The sequence below is a fragment of the Asticcacaulis solisilvae genome (genome assembly GCF_052327315.1).
Lineage (GTDB): Bacteria > Pseudomonadota > Alphaproteobacteria > Caulobacterales > Caulobacteraceae > Asticcacaulis > Asticcacaulis solisilvae_B.
Window position 1 is genome coordinate 3,211,243 of the sequence record NZ_CP166196.1, and the last position, 16,773, is coordinate 3,228,015.

Below are 16,773 nucleotides of genomic sequence, written 5' to 3' on the forward strand. Positions count from 1 at the left end.
TCGGGTCATATGGTTACAAAAAATCCCTGGGAAAGGGCAAGTTGCACTTGCTCTTTGCGCCCCGAACGATATAAACGCCGCCTTTCCAGCGGACAGGTGACCGAGTGGTTGAAGGTGCCCGTCCTTTTGGCTTGCCAAAAGGACAAACGCAAACAGGCGTGCACTGCCACAGGCTTTGTCGGTGGGAATGAGTATGGACAGGTGACCGAGTGGTTGAAGGTGCACGCCTGGAACGCGTGTGTAGGGGCAACTCTACCGAGGGTTCGAATCCCTCTCTGTCCGCCATCATTCAAAAGGCCCGCATTGATTATGCGGGCTTTTTTGTTTTTGTCCGAAAGTTAGCGCAATTGCCCTTTTGAATATTGTTTTCTTTTTTCTTGTCGGGCCGGCCGATTGAAACCAGAACAACAAACGCCATACCTGCCGGGAGACGTCCATGATCGCCCTTATCCTCACCGCCCTTGTCATCGCCATCCACATCTACATCGTCATCCTGGAAATGGCGCTGTGGACCACGCCCACGGGCCGCCGCGCCTTCGGGCTGGCCGAGGACTTCGCCAGACAGACCAAAACCCTGGCCGCCAACCAGGGCCTGTATAACGGCTTCCTGGCGGCAGGCCTGGCCTACGGCCTCTGGCGCGGCACGGACGGCCGCGAGTTCGTCATCTTCTTCCTTGGCTGTGTTATCATCGCTGGGCTGTTCGGCGCGGCGACCGCCAGCAGGAAAATCCTGTTCATCCAGGCCCTACCCGCAGCCGCAGCCTTGACGGCCTTTTTACTGAACAAATAGCCCATCCGTCCGGCGAACATTTTCGGCCACAAAAATTGCTGCAATGCGTCATATTCAGGTCATCACTGACAGCTAGTGTGCCGCCCCACGCTTGAGCCCTTGCCGCATAAGGTATAGGTTCAATTTCCACGGGGGTTCGGGAGTACGCGATGCTGACTTTGCTTCATACGAAATTCGGTATCGGCCCTCATCGCTGGCAGGCCTTCGGTGAGGAAAAGCTGTTCGATCCGGAAAATCCATCGGTTCAGACCGCGGTCAAGATCCGCAGGCGCTGCGCCTGCGGCACCATGCTGACGACCATGGAAACGACCGGTTTCACAACGGCGGCAAAAGCGACGGCTACACAGATTTTGTAAACGCTCTGCTGCTACCCTGTGCTCAGGCAGGGAAGAGTACCATGAGTATGCCGTACCGTATGAACGTGTTTGTCGACGACGATCGCAAGGTAATGGTCCTGCGCGTCATCGGCCCCATGCCCGGTTTCGAATACGCCGAACGCCTGTTCGAAGCCTACGACACCGTTCCCGACGCGTGGAATTATGCGCGATTGATGGACTTCCGCCGCTTCGAGGGCGAACTCGGTTTCAAGGAAATCGACGCCATTGCCGACCGCTGGAAGGCAATGACGGACGGTATCGATTATCACGGCAAGGTCGCCGTGGTCTCGACCGATCCGCTCGACGCCGTGCGCGTGCCCGCGGTATCACCGCAGTTCCCCAAGGAAACCGTCTGCCATTTCAGCGATTTCCATGAGGCGATGGACTGGCTGACCGCCGGCGGCGGCGAAGCGCAGGCCCTGGCCGGCTGACAGCCATCCGTACCTGTGTTACCGTGCCGACAGGAGCCTTGACCATGGACCAGCCCGACCCCGTACCCGTTCCGGCCGAAACACCGTCAGAACCCCTGACCCTGGCCGAAGCCGCCAACGATCTCGCCTTTCGCTTCGAGGCCCTGACCATGCGCGCGCCGTTCGCCACCATGGGCCTGTGCCTGCTGGCCGGCATCGGTGTCGGCCTGCTGGTGACGCGCAGGCGCTGATCGACATCCATAGCCCGGGTTGACAACCCGCTCCGGCGGGCGGATTACTTATTGCAAAAATAAGTAATACAGGGGAAGGCGCCATGCCTAAAGTCAATCTTACGGCCGTCATCATTGCGTCCCTGGCGGGGCTGCTGTTCGGCTTCGACACCGCCGTGATTTCCGGTGTCACCAACGACCTCAAACACGTCTTCGCGCTCGATCCGCAGGGTCTGGGCCAGGCCGTCGCAGTCGCCCTGGTCGGCACCTTCGTCGGCGCGTTTTTCGGCGGGAGGCTGGGCGATGCGATCGGCGGCCGGGACGCGCTGCGGGTGATCGGCGCCATGTACATCCTCTCGTCGCTCGGCTGCGCCATGTCGCCGAACTTCATCGGCTTCGTGGTCTTCCGTTTCGTTCTGGGCCTGGCGGTCGGGGCGTCGTCCGTGCTGGCGCCGGTCTATATGTCCGAAATCGTGCCGGCGGAACGGCGCGGACAACTGGTCGGCCTGTTCCAGTTCAACATCGTCTTCGGCATCCTGCTGGCCTATGTCAGCAACTTCGCCGTGGCCAGCCTGATGTCGGGCGACAGCGTCTGGCGCTGGAAGCTGGGCCTGGCGTCGCTGCCTGCCCTGGTCTTCTTCGTCCTGCTCTACGCCATTCCGCAAAGCGCGCGCTGGCTGGTCGCCAAGGGCCGCCGAGCCGACGCAGCCGAAAGCCTGAAGCGCCTCGGCGTCACGGAGACCGACGGCATGATCGCGGAATTCGCGGCCGGCGACCTGGGCGGCGGCAAGCTGTCCCTGAAGCAGCACGGCAAGCCGATCCTGTTCGCCATCCTGCTGGCCATGTTCAACCAGCTCTCCGGCATCAACGCCATCCTCTACTACCTCAACGACATCTTCGCGGCGGCGGGCTTCGACCGCGTGTCGTCCGACATGCAGGCCATGGCGGTAGGCCTCGCCAACCTGGTCGCGACCGTGATCGGCATGAGCTTCATCGACCGCATCGGACGCAAGCGCCTGCTCATCATCGGCGGCATCGGCGTGACGGCGGCGCTGGCCGGCGTCTCGGTCATCATGGCCACCGGCCAGGGCCAGGCCCTGCTGCTGTGGATGCTGCTGCTGTTCATCGTCTCCTTCGCCTTCTCGCAGGGCGCGGTCATCTGGGTCTACCTGTCGGAAATATTCCCGACGCCCGTGCGCAGCCGCGGCCAGTCGCTGGGCAGCGCCACGCACTGGATCATGAACGCCATCATATCGGCCGTCTTCCCCGTGGTGGCGGCCCAGACCAAGGCCCTGCCCTTCGTCGTCTTCGGTATTTGCACACTGGCATCGGTGCTGATCATCGGCCGCTTCTTCCCCGAGACCAAAGGTGTCGAACTGGAGGCCATGGAGGCCCGCATCGGGCATTGATGATCACCAGAAAGTCCGTTGACAAAAACACCAAACGGGCGACTGTCCGTGCGCCAATTCTTTAAAAGGAGCGCACATGGCCAGGGTATCGGGACTGTCAGGCAATGAAATCTATTGCATGGCGCTGAAGGGGTATACGGCGGGCGAACTGGTCGTCGGCAACAGCGTCAATTCCATGGGTTTCCTCGGCAGCCTCGGCGCCGGGCTCAACAACATCCTCGGCGGCGAAATCCCACAGGTGACCCAGGCCATCCAGGACGGCCGCATGCACGCCTTTTCGCGCATGGCCAAGGAAGCGCAAACGCACGGGGCGTCGGGCGTGGCCGGCGTGTCGGGCGACCTGCGCGGCCTTTCCGGAAACACGGAATTCCTGTTCGTCGGCAGTTGCGTCTTCTCGAAGTCGGGCGGCGGGAACTTCTTCACCTCGGCGGGCGACGCCCAGGAACTCTATTGCCATATGGATGCGGGCTATACGCCGATCCACCATGTCTTCGGCAATATCGCCTATTCGATGGGCGTCGGCGGCGGGCTGCTGGGCGCGCTCAAGCAGCTGGCGCGTGGTGAAATTTCCGAATATTCGGATGTGTTCAACAAGACGCGCCACAAGGCGCTGGAACGCATCACGGCGGCGGCGCGCAACGACGGCGCCAATGCCGTGCTCGGCATCCGCACCACTGTCCTGCCGTGGATGGGCACGCACGAAATGGTCATGACCGGCACGGCCATGCACCATCCCGGCCTGCCGGCCGGCGACGTGGTGACCAGCGACCTGACGGGCGAAGAGCTGTGGTCGATGGCCAGCCTCGGCTATGCTCCGGTGAAGCTGCTCATGTCGACCTCGATCTATTCGCTGGGCGTGGTCGGCGGCATCTTCTCGGCGCTGAAATCGCTGGCCCGCGGCGAGATCTCGGAACTGACGACGCTGGTGCACGATGCGCGCGAGCACTGCATCGACCGCCTGAAGCGCGAAGCCGACGGGCTGGGCGCCGAAGAAGTCGTCGGCGTGAAGACCTACATCATCGAGATCGGCCAGGGCCTGATCGAGTTCATGGCCATCGGCACCGCGGTGCGCAAGGTCACCGGCATGGGCACCGCCACGCAGATGCTGCCCGCCCAGGCCATTGTCCGCGACAAGGACACCTGGGTCGACGGCGATACGGGCTTCAGCCTGCTGCGCAACACCGACAGTTGATCGCTGCCCGACAAGACCTACATAGCCGGTATGACCATTTCCCCCCTGCTTGAGGAAATCCGGGCGTGCCGGCTGTGCGAGGCGCACCTGCCGCTCGGGCCGCGTCCCGTGTTGCGCGCCGCCTCACCCGAGGCCCGCGTGCTGATCGTCGGCCAGGCGCCCGGCACCAAGGTCCATGCGTCCGGCATTCCGTGGGACGACGCGTCGGGCAAACGCTTGCGCGACTGGATGGGCGTCGAGCCCGATGCCTTCTACGACGAGACGAAATTCGCCATCGTGCCCATGGGTTTCTGCTATCCGGGGCGCGGCAAGGGTGGCGACAATCCGCCCCGGCCCGAATGCGCGCCGCTGTGGCACGTCCGGGTGCGCGAGCACCTGCCTAATATCAGGCTGACGCTGCTGATCGGCAGTTACGCCCACGCCTGGTATCTGAAGGACAAACGCAAGGCGACGCTTGGCGAGACGGTCCGGGCATGGCACGACTATACCGGCCAGGGCTTCCTGCCGCTGGTGCATCCGTCGCCGCGCAACCAGATGTGGCTGCGGCGAAATTCGTGGTTCGAGGATGAGATCGTGCCGTATTTACGCGAACGCATCGCCGCCGCGGGACTTGCCTGATGTGCGGCCAGTTCGAAGCCTCGATCCGCGCCAGGCAGATGCTGGCCGAAATCGATGAAAGCCAGATCGTCGACCTGTCCGACGTCGTCAAGCCGACCCTGGCCGCGCCGATCCTGATCGCCAATCCCGAAACCGGAAAGCCCGAAGTGGCGCCGATGCGCTTCGGCCTGGTGCCACACTGGTATCGCAAGGCTTTCAAGGACTGGAAGGCCACGACCTTCAACGCCCGCATCGAGGAGGCTGACGAAAAGCCGGCCTTCAAGGGCGCCTTCCGCTATCGCCGCGCCATCGTGCCGGCGGAAGCCTTCTACGAATGGTCGGGACCGAAAACCGCGCGGACGAAGTGGCGCTTCACACGCGCCGACAACGCGCCGCTGGGCTTTGCCGGCCTGTGGGACGAGGCGGACTGCCTGGAAGGCGGCATGTTCAGCTTCGCCATCCTGACGCGGCCTGCCGGGGAGCAGATGTCGGCGATCCATGATCGCGAGCCTATCGTCCTTGCGCGCGACACCTGGTCGGACTGGATCAGGCTCAAGCCGGTCGACCTGACGGCGCCCGCCCCGCTGCGGCTCGCCAATTTGGATGCGCCGCAGTCGCTGTTTTAGCTATAAAGGCGAAACGCCGACCTCCGGAAGGTGACCCGGTAGATCATCTATGACCGGACAGCTTGCCTCCATCATGCGACGACAAAGTGCCGAATTCAGGCTCTCATCATCGACATGTAGCAAGACCTGGTTGGAAATATTGAAAATACAATATCCCGCTTCAAGCTCCGGAGCTTTCAAGAGAACCCATCCAGCCTGAGCCCTATTCCAGAGGTAGGCATAGCTTTCCGTTTGGGAATCTATCAATTTTTCACCACACTCATTCCCCGAAAAACTCTTTCTGGGACTGTTCAAGCTCTTCGACATAGCGTCGATTGATGTACTTCTCCGACACGAAGCCCAGCAGCTTGTGGTATTCGTCGACCACGGCCAGGTCGTCGACGCTGAAATGGTCGAAGACGCGCAGGATGGCCGCGATATCCATGTCCGGCCGGACGTAGACCTCGGTCTGCTTGGCCAGTTGCGACAGCGGCGTATCGGGATCGAGCGTGTCGACATAGGCCTCGGCGGTCTGGACGATGCCGCGATAGTCGCCGCGGTCGTCGACCAGCAGCACGCGGCTGGTCGAGCCGAGCGCCACCTTGTCGCGCAGCTGGGTGACGCTGTCATGGTCGTGAAGGGTGGCGTGGTTCTTGCGCATCAGCGTGCTAGCCGTCAGCGCCCGCATCCAGCCGATGTCGCGCGCCGTGCGGACGGCTTCGCCGCGCAGGTGCAGCCGCCAGGTCGAAAATGAATAGCCGAATTTTTCGCGCACAATGGCGCTGGAGGTCAGGGCCGCCGTCACCACCGCCGCCGTAAGGGCAAAGTCGTGGGTGACTTCCAGGACCATCAACGACATGGTCATCGGCCCGCCGACCACGGCCACGGCCAGGGCCGCCATGCCGACCAGGGCGGCATTGGTGACATCGAGTCCGGCGCCGGGATCGACCAGGTTGACCACCTGGGCGAAGACCGCACCGATCAGCGATCCGAGGAAGAGCGACGCGAAGAACAGGCCGCCGCGGAAATTGAAGGCCAGGGACAGGACCGAAGCACAGACCTTGAGCGCGAATACGCCGAGCAGGGTTACGATCAAGGCCTGCTGACCGAGATAGAGCTGCATGGCGCCGTGGCCCGACGACAGGACCTGCGGCGCGGCATAGGCCATGGGCATCAGGCAGACCCCGCCGATCAGCGGCCGCCAGACATCGCCGATCGGCAGCTTGCGCACCGCGGCTTCCGCTGACGCGACCAGGCGGATGATCAGGATGCCGACCAGCGCGCACAGCACGCCCAGGATGGCATAAAGCAGGTAGCCGCTGAGCGCGATGTCGCGCCCGATGGTCGAGGCGATAACGAAGGGCTCGTTATGCATCAGGGTGGCCGCGACCACCGCCGCCAGCGACGCCGCTGCCACCGGCGCCAGGGTCGCCGGCGTATAGCCGCCCAGCACGATTTCGAAGGCATAGAAGCTGCCGGCCAGGGGCGCGCCGAACGCCGCTCCGATAGCCGATCCGGCCCCGGCGCCGACCAGGGTGCGTAACGACGCCCGCTTCAGGTCCAGCCATTGGCCGATCTTGGACGCCACGCCGCCGCCCATCTGGGCATAGGCCGCCTCGAGCCCGACCGAAGCGCCGAAGCCGTTGGAAATCAGGGTTTGCAGGCTGACCATGATGCTGTCGCGCAAGGGGATGCGGCCGCCGTGCAGCGCATTGGCCTCGACGGCGTCGACGGGGGCGCGCGACCGGCGCGGAAACGCAAAGCGCACGAAGCCCAGGATGGCCCCGCCTATCGGCAGGGCGACCAGCCGCCACGGATCGACATTCAGCAGGCCCGACAGGCGCAGGTCCGGTGAAAAGCCATAGAGCAGGACCTGCATGCCGTGCGAAATATGGCCGGCGACCGCCGCCATCGTACCGGCGATCAGCCCGATCCCGGCGGCCAGGATGATAAAGGCGATCTGGCTCGACTGGATTTCCCGGCGCAGCCACGCAACCGTGCGGAGCGCCGGGCGGCGGACCGACTTTCCGATATTGGCATCGCTCTGGAACGGCATGACGGCACCGGTTGGGTTGTTGCAAGCCTAATCCGCGTCGACCGCAAAAGAAAGCTGGTTTGCCACAATACAGGCCAGACGCTACAGTATGGTTACCAAGATGCTTATCGGGGGTCCGTCATGCTGAAAGCCGCACTCGTCGCCATCGCCTTCGTTCCCGCAGCCGCACTGGCGGCGCCGCCGGAAACCATCGCGCCGCACAAGATCATCAGCGCCGTCGAAGGCGATTTCAACGGCGACGGCAGCCTGGACCGCGCCGTGCTGATGGACAATGGCGACACCGACGCCGACCTGGTCATCTATTTCAACGACGGCAATGGTGGCTTCAAGCCGGCGGGCAGCGCGGCGGCCATCGCCTTCAATGGCGGCCTGGCGGGCAATTCGCCCGACCTGCGCCTCAGCAAGAGCGGGGCGCTCCAGGTCCACTCGGAAAACATGGCCATCGGCCGCAGCCACTGGGAACGGACGCTTACGCTCAGCTATCGCGGCGGGCAGTTCGTGGTATCCGGCATAACGGCATCGGATTTCGATACACTCGACCCCGGGGCCGGCGGCGCTTGCGATATCAATCTGCTGACCGGCAAGGGCACGTCAGGCCGCAAAAAGGTCACTGTGAAGGGCGGCGCGGTCCCGCTCAGCCAGTGGACCGAAGACAAGATTCCGGCCGCCTGCCAATAATTACCTGAGCAGGCGTTCCGCCGCGGCCTTGGCGGCCTCGAACGCCTCGGTGTCGCGGCGCAGTTGCGAGGTCAGGACCGCGCCCTGCAACAACAGCGCGACCATGGCGCCGGTGCCTTCGGGGTCGTCATAGCCCGCAAGACGGCAGAGCTCGACGAAGCGCGCCTTGACATAGTCGACCGACCGGCGTCCGGCGGCTTCGATGCCGGGATGGCGGTCCTTGTATTCCTCGGCCGCCTTCATCGCCAGGCAGCCGGCAAAAGCGGTGCAATTCATCAGGTCGCGGCGTACGTCGAACACCGCCAGGATGCGCCCGCGCGGATCGTCGGTCCTGGCCAGGGCCGGATCGAAAATCACCGTCTCGACATTGCCGGCATAGCGGTCCAGCACCGCCTCGATCAGCTCTTCCTTGGACGCGAAGTACTTGTAGAGCGTCCGCTTCGATATGCCGCTGTCGGCCAGCACGGTGTCCACGCCGGTGGCGTGGAAGCCGCCGCAATAGAAGAGGCGTTCGGCCCGGTCGAGAATCTCCTGCTTTTTCAGCGCCTGGGTGTCGGTCGTCATGTGCGTACTCTTACTCTCTAATGCAGCGTTCGCAAACAGGCCGTGCGCCGCGCAGACCGTAAGGCAGCGTCTGCAAAAAATATATGGGGTCGCCCCTTGAAGATGTAAACAGGTCTGTTTACCTACACTTTGTAAACAGATCGGTTTACACCGCCGCGACCGCGACGGATAAAAATCCAAGGAGCCCACCATGTCTGTCCTTTCCGGCAAAACTGTCCTCGTCACCGGCGCCAACCGCGGTATCGGCCTGGCCACCGTCCGCCGCCTGCTGGCCACCGGCGTCACGAAGATCTACGCCGCCGCGCGCCGCACCGACGCCCTCCCCGACTTCGGCGATGCCCGCGTCCATCCGCTGCAACTCGACATCCGCGACACGGCAAGCATCGCCGCCGCCGCCGCCCAGGCCGGCGATGTCGATGTGCTGATCAACAATGCCGGCACCGCCACCTTCAACGACTTCCTGACCAGCCCCATCGACAGCATCGCGTCGGACCTCGACACCAACTATTACGGCACGCTCAACGTCGTACGCGCCTTTGCGCCGAAGTTCATCGCGCGGGGCAAGGGCACCATCGCCAACGTAGTCAGCGTCGTCGGCCTGACATCGGCCCCCATCTTCCCGGGCTATTCGGCGTCGAAGGCCGCGCTGCATTCCCTGACCCAGACCCTGCGCTTCCAGCTCAAGCCGTCGGGTGTATCGGTGCTCGGCATCTATCCGGGCCCGATCGACACCGACATGGCCAAGGACCTGACCTTCGACAAGGCGTCGCCGGAATCGACCGCAGACCTGATCGTCAAGGGCATCGAAGCCGGCGACACCTACATCTTCCCGGATCCCGCCTCGCAGTGGATCGGTTCCCTGTGGGAAAAGGATGGCCGCGCGCTCGACACGGCCCTGGCCCAGTCCGAAACCGCCGAAGTCGAACCGGCTTAATTTCAGCTCAAGGGTCGCATGGCTCGCGCAAACGTGCGCGGCAGGCAGCCGCCCGCTGGCAACGGCAATCGAGTGACCTCGATTGCCGTTGTTGTTACTTCAGCGTCGCCATGATCTGAGGCAACGGCGTCTTTGGTACGTGACCGATGATGCCTTCAAGCCGCCGGTCCTTCAGGGCATGCGCCACGTCCCACAGGTACAGCATCTCCAGCGTGGCCCTGAGCGAAGGGCCGAAAAGCGCCGCCACATAGAACAGCGGACGGGGGAAAGTCCCAAGCCGGGCGCCCGCGACCTCGGCAATCTGCCGCATCGACGCATTGTGGTTTTCGAAGTGGAAGACCTCCAAATTGCCGAGACGATCCTCTTCCTCCGCCAGCCGAACGACGGTTTCGGCGAAGTCGGGCAGATAGGCCCAGGCATGGACGATATCGGTGCGGCCGGGCGCCGTCAGCCGGCCCTTCTTCAGGTTCTTGGCCACCACCATCGACATCCAGCTGTTGTCCCCGCCGATAAAGTCGCCGGCCCGGACGATGGCGACCTTCAGGCGGCCTGACCGGGCGCGTTCCGCCAGCATGGCTTCAATGGCGACCCGATTCTGCCCCTTGACCGTCGACGGCTTTGCCCTCGTTTCCGGCCAGAGCTCCGCCGGCATGGTGCGGCCGAAATTATAGACATTGCCCGGGAAGATCATGCGCGCGCCCAGGGTTTCGGCGAGATCGGCCGCCGCCCGATGCAGCGGCAGACCCAGCTTCCGCCACTGGTGATAGGGCGCATTCAGGCCGTTGAACACGATATCGACCGGACCGGTAGCTCTGGCGACGGCGGCGGCGTCGAACAAATCGGCCGTGACAGGAACGACGCCTTGCGGAAGGTCTCCGGTCCTTGCCTTGCGGACCAGCGCCAGGACGCGCCAGCCGTGGTCGAGAAAAGCCAGTGTCATGGCCTTGCCGGCGCTGCCCATGGCGCCGAGGATAAGAACGGTCTTCATCACACGGCCTCCGCGGTGCGGCATTGCGCGGCCCGGGCAGCCTTGCCCTTGAGGCCGAGATGCGTGGCGCCGAAGCCGTCGGCATATTTCAGCCCGTAGCCGAGCGTACGGTCAAAGCCGATATGGGCCATCCAGATCAGGCCGATATCGAGCGCCAGCGGGCTTTGCCCGAAGACACCCCAGGCCAGGCACGCCAACGGCGCCGCATACCAGTGGCCCAGATTGTAAAGGGCGGCGCCCGCCTTGCGGCCCGCCATATAGCCCAGCATGGACAGGTCGGGCGCCAGGAACAGGGCGGCGAACAACCACCAGTTCCCACCGGTATGGGCATAGGCCGCACAGGCGGCGATCAGGACAAAAAGGCCTTCAAGGCGAAGGAGCGCCTTGGGCGCCCCGGTTACGGTACCGGACATGATGCAATCTCCGTTTCATTGCGTGGTTGACGATCGAATATTGCATCATTTATTTTTGCATGTTTATTGGCGAAATAATCATAACAGGCATTCAAAAATGAATAGCATCGATTGGACCTTGCTGCGTTCCTTCCTGGCCGTCGTCGAGACGGGATCGCTGTCCGCCGCCGCCACGCGCATCGCGACCACCCAGCCGACGCTCAGCCGCCATGTCCGCGAACTCGAAACCGCGCTTGGCGTCACGCTGTTCACCCGATCCGTGCGCGGACTGGAACCCACCGAGGCCGCGCTAGGCCTTATCGAGGATGCCCGAGCCATGGGTGCGGCCGCCGAAGCCCTGGCGCTGAAGGCACAGGGACGATCGCAACAACTCACCGGTACGGTGCGCATCACGGCGTCGGTCGTCGTCGCCAACCTGCTGCTGCCGTCGATTCTGGCGAGCTTGCGCGAGGCCGAACCCCACATCCAGGTGGAGATCGTCGCCTCGGACATGGCACAGAACCTCCTGCGCCGCGACGCCGACATAGCGCTGCGCATGTTCGATCCGACGCAGAACGCCCTGATCGCGCGCAAGCTCGGCGAAACGCCGCTCGGCCTGTTCGGCGCGAAATCCTATATCGCACGACGCGGCAGGCCCGAATCCCTGGCCGACCTGCTGAATCACGACGTCATCGGCTTCGACCGCAGCGATCTTATCCTCAAGGGCTATGCCTTCCACGGCTTCCCGGTGACACGCGAACAGTTCCCGGTGCGCTGCGACGACCAGATGGTTATCTGGAACCTGTTGCTGGCGGGCGCCGGCCTCGGCTTCGCCCAGACCCTGCTGGCCGGACGGCGGCCGGAGCTGGAACAGATCGACATCGGCATGTTCGTGCCGCCCCTGCCCGTCTGGCTGGTCATGCATGAAGAGGTGCGCAGCAACGCCCGCATCCGGCGCGTCGCGGATTTCCTGACGTCCGCTCTCACCGAAATCCTGCATAAGCCCTGAAAAGATCTGAATGTTGCCAACGTAGCAACATGATGCGTGATTGCAACGTTAATCAACATGTTGAAAAAACAGCTTTCTTTTCTCGAGAACGCAGGTATGGCTTGGTAAAAACAAGCGTCCGGGGACGATACTCAATGAATGCGAATGTTTTTCTTGGCCGTAGGGGCGTCTGGGCCTTCGGCCTGGGCTGCGTGGCCGTAACCATCGGTGTGCTGCTCCATATTCCCATGTTCTGGATGGGCAAGGACATAGGCTTCAAACTGGCCGGCATGCCCATGGATCCAGGCATGATCTTCGGCATGTTCCTGATCGTCGCCGGTATCGGCGTCGCTGCCTACGGCCTGCTGCCCCAGAAGGTAACGCAGCAGATCCAGAACGCTTCGCGCATTTCGGTCCACGCGCCCGAAGACGCGCCGTTGAGCTTGGCGCACTGGGGGCTGATGGCCGTGCTGGTGGTGGCGCTCATCATCGACGTCATGAAACCCGCGGCGCTCGGCTTCGTCATGCCCGGCATGGTCAAGGAATACGCCGTCCCCAAGTCCCAGGCGGCACTGGTGCCCTTCTTCGCGCTGGTCGGCACGGTTACGGGGTCGATCCTGTGGGGCATCATCGCCGACATCTATGGACGCAAGGCGTCGATCCTCTTGTCGGCCGTCGTCTTTGTCGGCACGTCGATCTGCGGCGCCATGCCCTCGCTGCCGTGGAATATCGGCATGTGCTTCCTGATGGGCGCCGGGGCCGGCGGCATGCTGCCGGTCACCTATGCGCTGCTGGCGGAAACCATGCCGTCGAAGCACCGCGGCTGGGCGCTGGTCCTGGTCGGCGGCCTCGGCGCCGTCGGAGGCTACTTCGCGGCCAGCGGATTCTCGGCGCTGCTGGTTCCGACCTTCTCATGGCGCATCCTCTGGCTGCTCAATCTTCCGACGGGGTTGATCCTTATCCTGATGGGCGGCCTGATTCCGGAATCGGCCAAGTTCCTGCTGTCGCGCGGCCGCCGCGAGGAAGCGCTGAAGATGATGGCGCGCTTCGGCACCAGAAGCCACACGCTCGGCGAAGGCGAGGAGGACACGGATGATGTCTTCAGCCACGGGCATCATGACGGACCGCAGCCGAAACTCTGGACCGCCGGCCTGGTCGGCAAAACGGCTGCGCTGTCGATTGCCGCCATCAGCTGGGGCCTGATCAATTTCGGCCTGCTTCTCTGGTTGCCGAACGCCCTTGTCGAACAGGGATACGACATGGGCACGTCGTCGAAACTGCTGGCGGAATCGTCGCTGATCGCCTTCCCGACCGTCTTCCTGTGCGCCCTGATGTACAGCCGCTGGAGCACCAAGTGGGCGCTGGCGACCCTGGTCACCGTGACCCTGGCCGGTCTCCTGTGGGTGCTGCTGCTGGAAACGAAGCTGGGCGGCAGCCCGGTCTTCCCGGTGGCGCTGCTGATCGTCGGCTCGAACGGCCTGCTGGCCATCCTCCTGCCCTACGCGTCCGAATGCTATCCGCTCAAGGTGCGCGGCCGGGCGACCGGGTGGGTCGCGGCCTGCACCAAGGCCGGCGGCGTCCTGGCCCAGTCGCTCAGCATTACGGCGCTGGTGCCGCCGCTCGGCGTCGCGGCATTGATGATCATGGCGCCGATCGCGGTCGCGCTTTTCCTGATCGTCAGGTTCGGCACCGAGACGCGCGGGCTCGACCTGCGCGACCTCGAAAAACGAAAAGAGGCGGCCTGAGCCGCCTACCCGTAAAATCAAAAAGGCCGGTCGTCCTGACCGGCCTTTTTCGTTTAGTCTATCCGCTTCTTGCCGACGAAGACCAGCGCGTAGGTGCGCACGAAGTCGTAGTAGTCGCGGAACAGGTCGATGAAGAACAGGTAGCCATGGCGGTACGGCGTATCGACGCCAATCGGCAGGGTCTGGTCGGCCTCGCCTTTCCAGGTGCCGAACAGATGGTCCCATATGGGCGCGATGGCGAAATGGCCGACACCGTTCGACTTGTAGTCCAGGATATGGTGCAGGCGGTGGTGGTTGGGCGACTGAATGACCCAGCGGCCGAACCAGCCCCAGTTCGAATCGATCCCGGAATGGATGAACAGGCCGATCGTCATAACGATCAGGTTTACCGTGATCATGGCCGGCACCGGCGCGCCCATTATGGCCATCGGTACATTGATGATGAAGGTGCCGGTAAAGGCCGCCGGATGCGAACGCAGCGAGGTGATGACGCAGAAGTCGCGCGTCGAATGGTGATAGCGGTGCAGCGGCCAGAAGAAGTAGGTGTGGTCCAGCCGGTGCGTCCAGTAGTCGAAGAAGGTGTAGATCCAGAAGCAGACGAAGACCTGGGCAAAGGCCGGCAGCAGCGACAGGCCGAACTCGCCGCCGAAAGCATAGACCAGGCGGTCGTGGATCCACACGCCGACCGCCGCCGACAGGCCGAAGGTCAGAACCTTGCCGAGGACGGGAACGAGCGGCGTCTGGCCGGCGAACAGATAGGCCAGGTCCATGCGGATGCTGTCGTTGCGGTCGAACAGGATGCGGCGGACCGAGCTCTTGCCCCAGCCGACGGCGACCGCCTCGACGAAGAAGGCGAACGGCAGGATGCCGAGAAGCAGCAGAAGCGAATCGTGAATCTTTTGCGGGATATCATGCGCGGTGACGGTGCGTCCCGCGACATGGATCGAAAACTCGGCCGGAATCGAAGGCGCCACCCAGGCCCAGAGCGAACCGAGCCCCCACAGATAGGCGCCGAACACCAGGGCCGCCATGGCCCAGATCACCGGCCTGTGGGCCTTGCGCATAGGCTCTCGTGAAAACGTCTCGCTGCGGGCCATCGGCTGTTCGAGCATGAGCTTTTTGCGTCCTGTTTCGTGCCAAAGCGGCGTTTTTCCGCTCTCAGGCGAGTTCCGGTGCAAAAAATACGCCAGAACGGCCTTGCCAATCGTAAACACATGCCGTGACTATGGATTCCGATAGGAGCCTCCCCATGCCCGACACGCTTTCCGTCTCAGCCCTCGATGCCTTCGTCACCGGCCTGCCCAAGGCGGAGCTGCATCTTCATATCGAAGGCTCGCTGGAACCCGAGCTGATGTTCGCGCTGGGGCAACGCAACAAGGTCGACCTGCCCTTCGCCACCGTCGAGGCGGTGCGCGCCGCCTACGCCTTCTCGAACCTGCAGGACTTCCTCGACATCTACTACCAGGGCGCCGATGTCCTGCGCGAGGAGGAGGATTTCTACGACCTGGCCATGGCCTATGTCCGCCGCGCCGCCGCCGACACCGTGCGCCATACGGAAATCTTCTTCGATCCGCAGACCCATACCGATCGTGGCATTCCCTATGACGTCGTGATCAAGGGGCTCTTGCGCGCACAGGCCGACGCCAAGGCGATGGGCCTGTCGGTGTCGATCATCCATTCCTTCCTGCGCCACCTTTCGGAGGATGCGGCGTTCGACAGCCTGAAGATGGCCGAGCCCTATATCGACAAGCTGCTCGGTGTCGGGCTCGATTCGTCCGAGGTCGGCCATCCGCCGGAAAAATTCGCCCGCGTCTTCGCCCGCGCCCGCGACATGGGTCTTAAACTGACCTGCCATGCCGGCGAGGAAGGCCCGCCCGAATATGTCTGGCAGGCGCTCGATATCCTGAAGATCGACCGTATCGACCACGGGAACCGGGCGCTGGAAGATCCGAAGCTGGTCGAACGCGTCGTGAAGGACGGCCTGACCCTGACCGTCTGCCCGTTGTCGAACCACAAGCTGTGCGTTGTCGACGACCTGAAGGATCACCCGATACCGCGCATGCTGGACCTCGGGCTGAACGCGACGGTCAATTCCGACGATCCGGCCTATTTCGGCGGCTATGTGAACGACAATTTCCTGGCCTTGACCCGGCGCGGGCTGATCGGCCGCGACGCCTGCCTGACGCTGGCCCGCAACAGCATTACCGGGTCCTTTCTGGGGGATGCCGAAAAGGCGGTCTTATTGGCTGAAATCGAGGCGTACCCCTCTGCGCGGTGACGGCGGCGCTTTTTTCGCCGGAGCCTTCTTGCCGGATAGCCGTCCGTCGAGCCACTGGCCGAACAGCGCACTCAAGGCCGTGACGATCAAACCGCCGACCATCAGGGCGCCGGCCAGGATAACGCTTTGCAGGTCGGCGAGCTCGCGCAACCGCACCATCAGCACGACGGCGCTGACCACCAGCGCCAACAGGGCCTTGGCGACATAGCCGCGATGGCTGGTCAGGCAGGCAAAGATCGAGGTGAAAAGGTAGAAGCTCCAGAAATAGAACTGGATGCCGACGAGGTAGGCCGCGGCCTCGATCAGCTTCAGGGCGTATAGCCCCATCGATCCGCCCATGAAGGCGCGCGCCATATAGACGGCCTCGTCGAGCGACGACACAAGCTGGCTGTTCATCCCGGCGGTGAAGGCGCCGAGGCTGCGGAAGCTGTCGGGATCGGTCGGCAGGACGAACTTGGCGGCGACCAGCAGCAGCGACAGGCCCAGCCATTCGACCGCCTTTTCGACAATCCACGCCAGGAACCGCCGGAACGTCATTCA

Annotated in this window: 19 protein-coding genes and 1 tRNA gene; 14 read left to right on the forward strand and 6 right to left on the reverse strand. The window is 63.4% G+C overall.

The genetic code is table 11. The annotated features are described in order from the left end of the window. Positions 1-195 precede the first annotated feature (195 nt). The 9 genes from AB8717_RS15220 (at position 196) to AB8717_RS15260 (ending at position 5,631) form a co-directional block, all read left to right on the forward strand. A tRNA-Ser gene (locus tag AB8717_RS15220) sits at positions 196-285 on the forward strand. A gap of 151 nt (positions 286-436) precedes the next feature. Then, positions 437-790, forward strand: coding sequence for a DUF1304 domain-containing protein (locus tag AB8717_RS15225; protein WP_443748169.1), 354 nt, complete (start codon positions 437-439; stop codon positions 788-790). A gap of 149 nt (positions 791-939) precedes the next feature. After that, complete coding sequence (locus AB8717_RS15230; RefSeq protein ID WP_443748170.1) at positions 940-1,146, forward strand: hypothetical protein; 207 nt, start codon at positions 940-942, stop codon at positions 1,144-1,146. 41 nt (positions 1,147-1,187) lie between these two features. Next, the gene (locus AB8717_RS15235; protein WP_443748171.1) at positions 1,188-1,598 is read left to right on the forward strand and encodes a hypothetical protein; all 411 of its coding nucleotides are present in this window, start codon (positions 1,188-1,190) and stop codon (positions 1,596-1,598) included. Positions 1,599-1,642: 44 nt separating this feature from the next. Continuing rightward, on the forward strand, positions 1,643-1,828 hold the full coding sequence (locus AB8717_RS15240) for a hypothetical protein (protein ID WP_443748172.1): 186 nt from the start codon (positions 1,643-1,645) through the stop codon (positions 1,826-1,828). A gap of 83 nt (positions 1,829-1,911) precedes the next feature. Further along, positions 1,912-3,216, forward strand: coding sequence for a sugar porter family MFS transporter (locus AB8717_RS15245; RefSeq protein WP_443748173.1), 1,305 nt, complete (start codon positions 1,912-1,914; stop codon positions 3,214-3,216). A gap of 76 nt (positions 3,217-3,292) precedes the next feature. Next, a complete protein-coding gene (locus AB8717_RS15250) occupies positions 3,293-4,408 on the forward strand; it encodes a heavy metal-binding domain-containing protein (RefSeq protein WP_443748174.1) in 1,116 nt (371 codons plus the stop codon). Positions 4,409-4,438: 30 nt separating this feature from the next. Then, positions 4,439-5,026, forward strand: coding sequence for a uracil-DNA glycosylase family protein (locus AB8717_RS15255; RefSeq protein ID WP_443748175.1), 588 nt, complete (start codon positions 4,439-4,441; stop codon positions 5,024-5,026). Then, positions 5,026-5,631 carry an SOS response-associated peptidase gene (locus tag AB8717_RS15260; protein WP_443748176.1) on the forward strand — a complete coding sequence of 202 codons (606 nt, stop codon included), beginning with the start codon at positions 5,026-5,028 and terminating at the stop codon, positions 5,629-5,631. The genes AB8717_RS15255 and AB8717_RS15260 overlap by 1 nt, the downstream gene beginning before the upstream one ends. A gap of 259 nt (positions 5,632-5,890) precedes the next feature. On the opposite strand, the gene AB8717_RS15265 is transcribed toward AB8717_RS15260, so the two are convergent. Beyond that, entirely contained in the window at positions 5,891-7,666 is a 1,776-nt protein-coding gene (locus AB8717_RS15265; protein WP_443748177.1) for a chloride channel protein, read from the reverse strand. Between the two features lie 120 nt (positions 7,667-7,786). Between AB8717_RS15265 and AB8717_RS15270 the strand changes: the two genes are divergently transcribed. Beyond that, the gene (locus tag AB8717_RS15270) at positions 7,787-8,344 is read left to right on the forward strand and encodes an FG-GAP repeat domain-containing protein (protein ID WP_443748178.1); all 558 of its coding nucleotides are present in this window, start codon (positions 7,787-7,789) and stop codon (positions 8,342-8,344) included. Here the strand turns inward: AB8717_RS15270 and AB8717_RS15275 are convergent, their stop codons facing one another. Next, on the reverse strand, positions 8,345-8,908 hold the full coding sequence (locus tag AB8717_RS15275; protein WP_443748179.1) for a TetR/AcrR family transcriptional regulator: 564 nt from the start codon (positions 8,906-8,908) through the stop codon (positions 8,345-8,347). A gap of 190 nt (positions 8,909-9,098) precedes the next feature. On the opposite strand from AB8717_RS15275, the gene AB8717_RS15280 reads away from it, so the two are divergent. Beyond that, positions 9,099-9,842 (forward strand): SDR family oxidoreductase, encoded by a 744-nt coding sequence (locus AB8717_RS15280; RefSeq protein ID WP_443748180.1) that lies wholly within the window; start codon positions 9,099-9,101, stop codon positions 9,840-9,842. A 94-nt stretch (positions 9,843-9,936) separates the two neighbouring features. Here the strand turns inward: AB8717_RS15280 and AB8717_RS15285 are convergent, their stop codons facing one another. Together AB8717_RS15285 and AB8717_RS15290 are read right to left on the reverse strand one after the other, a co-directional pair. Continuing rightward, positions 9,937-10,830: an NAD-dependent epimerase/dehydratase family protein gene (locus tag AB8717_RS15285; RefSeq protein WP_443748181.1), complete on the reverse strand. Its 894-nt coding sequence runs from the start codon at positions 10,828-10,830 to the stop codon at positions 9,937-9,939. Further along, complete coding sequence (locus AB8717_RS15290; RefSeq protein WP_443748182.1) at positions 10,830-11,243, reverse strand: DUF4260 domain-containing protein; 414 nt, start codon at positions 11,241-11,243, stop codon at positions 10,830-10,832. The genes AB8717_RS15285 and AB8717_RS15290 overlap by 1 nt, the downstream gene beginning before the upstream one ends. A 97-nt stretch (positions 11,244-11,340) precedes the next feature. Here AB8717_RS15290 and AB8717_RS15295 point away from each other — a divergent pair, with 97 nt between their 5' ends. Both AB8717_RS15295 and AB8717_RS15300 read left to right on the forward strand, forming a co-directional pair. Further along, positions 11,341-12,231, forward strand: a complete 891-nt coding sequence (locus tag AB8717_RS15295; protein ID WP_443748183.1) for a LysR family transcriptional regulator — start codon at positions 11,341-11,343, stop codon at positions 12,229-12,231. A gap of 134 nt (positions 12,232-12,365) precedes the next feature. Beyond that, complete coding sequence (locus AB8717_RS15300; RefSeq protein WP_443748184.1) at positions 12,366-13,955, forward strand: MFS transporter; 1,590 nt, start codon at positions 12,366-12,368, stop codon at positions 13,953-13,955. Positions 13,956-14,008: 53 nt separating this feature from the next. Here AB8717_RS15300 and AB8717_RS15305 read toward each other — a convergent pair whose 3' ends face one another. Next, on the reverse strand, positions 14,009-15,019 hold the full coding sequence (locus tag AB8717_RS15305; RefSeq protein WP_443748185.1) for a sterol desaturase family protein: 1,011 nt from the start codon (positions 15,017-15,019) through the stop codon (positions 14,009-14,011). A gap of 185 nt (positions 15,020-15,204) precedes the next feature. On the opposite strand from AB8717_RS15305, the gene AB8717_RS15310 reads away from it, so the two are divergent. Next, a complete protein-coding gene (locus AB8717_RS15310) occupies positions 15,205-16,233 on the forward strand; it encodes an adenosine deaminase (protein WP_443748186.1) in 1,029 nt (342 codons plus the stop codon). Here the strand turns inward: AB8717_RS15310 and AB8717_RS15315 are convergent. Beyond that, positions 16,195-16,770 (reverse strand): hypothetical protein, encoded by a 576-nt coding sequence (locus AB8717_RS15315; protein ID WP_443748187.1) that lies wholly within the window; start codon positions 16,768-16,770, stop codon positions 16,195-16,197. The genes AB8717_RS15310 and AB8717_RS15315 overlap by 39 nt on opposite strands. Positions 16,771-16,773: the final 3 nt, after the last annotated feature.

What these genes read in the sequence shown, in the direction of transcription:
- AB8717_RS15225 (WP_443748169.1), top strand. Translation starts at nt 437, where the DNA reads ATGATCGCCCTTATCCTCACCGCCCTTGTCATCGCCATCCACATCTAC.
- AB8717_RS15230 (WP_443748170.1), top strand. Translation starts at nt 940, where the DNA reads ATGCTGACTTTGCTTCATACGAAATTCGGTATCGGCCCTCATCGCTGG.
- AB8717_RS15235 (WP_443748171.1), top strand. Translation starts at nt 1,188, where the DNA reads ATGAGTATGCCGTACCGTATGAACGTGTTTGTCGACGACGATCGCAAG.
- AB8717_RS15240 (WP_443748172.1), top strand. Translation starts at nt 1,643, where the DNA reads ATGGACCAGCCCGACCCCGTACCCGTTCCGGCCGAAACACCGTCAGAA.
- AB8717_RS15245 (WP_443748173.1), top strand. Translation starts at nt 1,912, where the DNA reads ATGCCTAAAGTCAATCTTACGGCCGTCATCATTGCGTCCCTGGCGGGG.
- AB8717_RS15250 (WP_443748174.1), top strand. Translation starts at nt 3,293, where the DNA reads ATGGCCAGGGTATCGGGACTGTCAGGCAATGAAATCTATTGCATGGCG.
- AB8717_RS15255 (WP_443748175.1), top strand. Translation starts at nt 4,439, where the DNA reads ATGACCATTTCCCCCCTGCTTGAGGAAATCCGGGCGTGCCGGCTGTGC.
- AB8717_RS15260 (WP_443748176.1), top strand. Translation starts at nt 5,026, where the DNA reads ATGTGCGGCCAGTTCGAAGCCTCGATCCGCGCCAGGCAGATGCTGGCC.
- AB8717_RS15265 (WP_443748177.1), bottom strand. Translation starts at nt 7,666, where the DNA reads ATGCCGTTCCAGAGCGATGCCAATATCGGAAAGTCGGTCCGCCGCCCG.
- AB8717_RS15270 (WP_443748178.1), top strand. Translation starts at nt 7,787, where the DNA reads ATGCTGAAAGCCGCACTCGTCGCCATCGCCTTCGTTCCCGCAGCCGCA.
- AB8717_RS15275 (WP_443748179.1), bottom strand. Translation starts at nt 8,908, where the DNA reads ATGACGACCGACACCCAGGCGCTGAAAAAGCAGGAGATTCTCGACCGG.
- AB8717_RS15280 (WP_443748180.1), top strand. Translation starts at nt 9,099, where the DNA reads ATGTCTGTCCTTTCCGGCAAAACTGTCCTCGTCACCGGCGCCAACCGC.
- AB8717_RS15285 (WP_443748181.1), bottom strand. Translation starts at nt 10,830, where the DNA reads ATGAAGACCGTTCTTATCCTCGGCGCCATGGGCAGCGCCGGCAAGGCC.
- AB8717_RS15290 (WP_443748182.1), bottom strand. Translation starts at nt 11,243, where the DNA reads ATGTCCGGTACCGTAACCGGGGCGCCCAAGGCGCTCCTTCGCCTTGAA.
- AB8717_RS15295 (WP_443748183.1), top strand. Translation starts at nt 11,341, where the DNA reads ATGAATAGCATCGATTGGACCTTGCTGCGTTCCTTCCTGGCCGTCGTC.
- AB8717_RS15300 (WP_443748184.1), top strand. Translation starts at nt 12,366, where the DNA reads ATGAATGCGAATGTTTTTCTTGGCCGTAGGGGCGTCTGGGCCTTCGGC.
- AB8717_RS15305 (WP_443748185.1), bottom strand. Translation starts at nt 15,019, where the DNA reads ATGCGCAAGGCCCACAGGCCGGTGATCTGGGCCATGGCGGCCCTGGTG.
- AB8717_RS15310 (WP_443748186.1), top strand. Translation starts at nt 15,205, where the DNA reads ATGCCCGACACGCTTTCCGTCTCAGCCCTCGATGCCTTCGTCACCGGC.
- AB8717_RS15315 (WP_443748187.1), bottom strand. Translation starts at nt 16,770, where the DNA reads ATGACGTTCCGGCGGTTCCTGGCGTGGATTGTCGAAAAGGCGGTCGAA.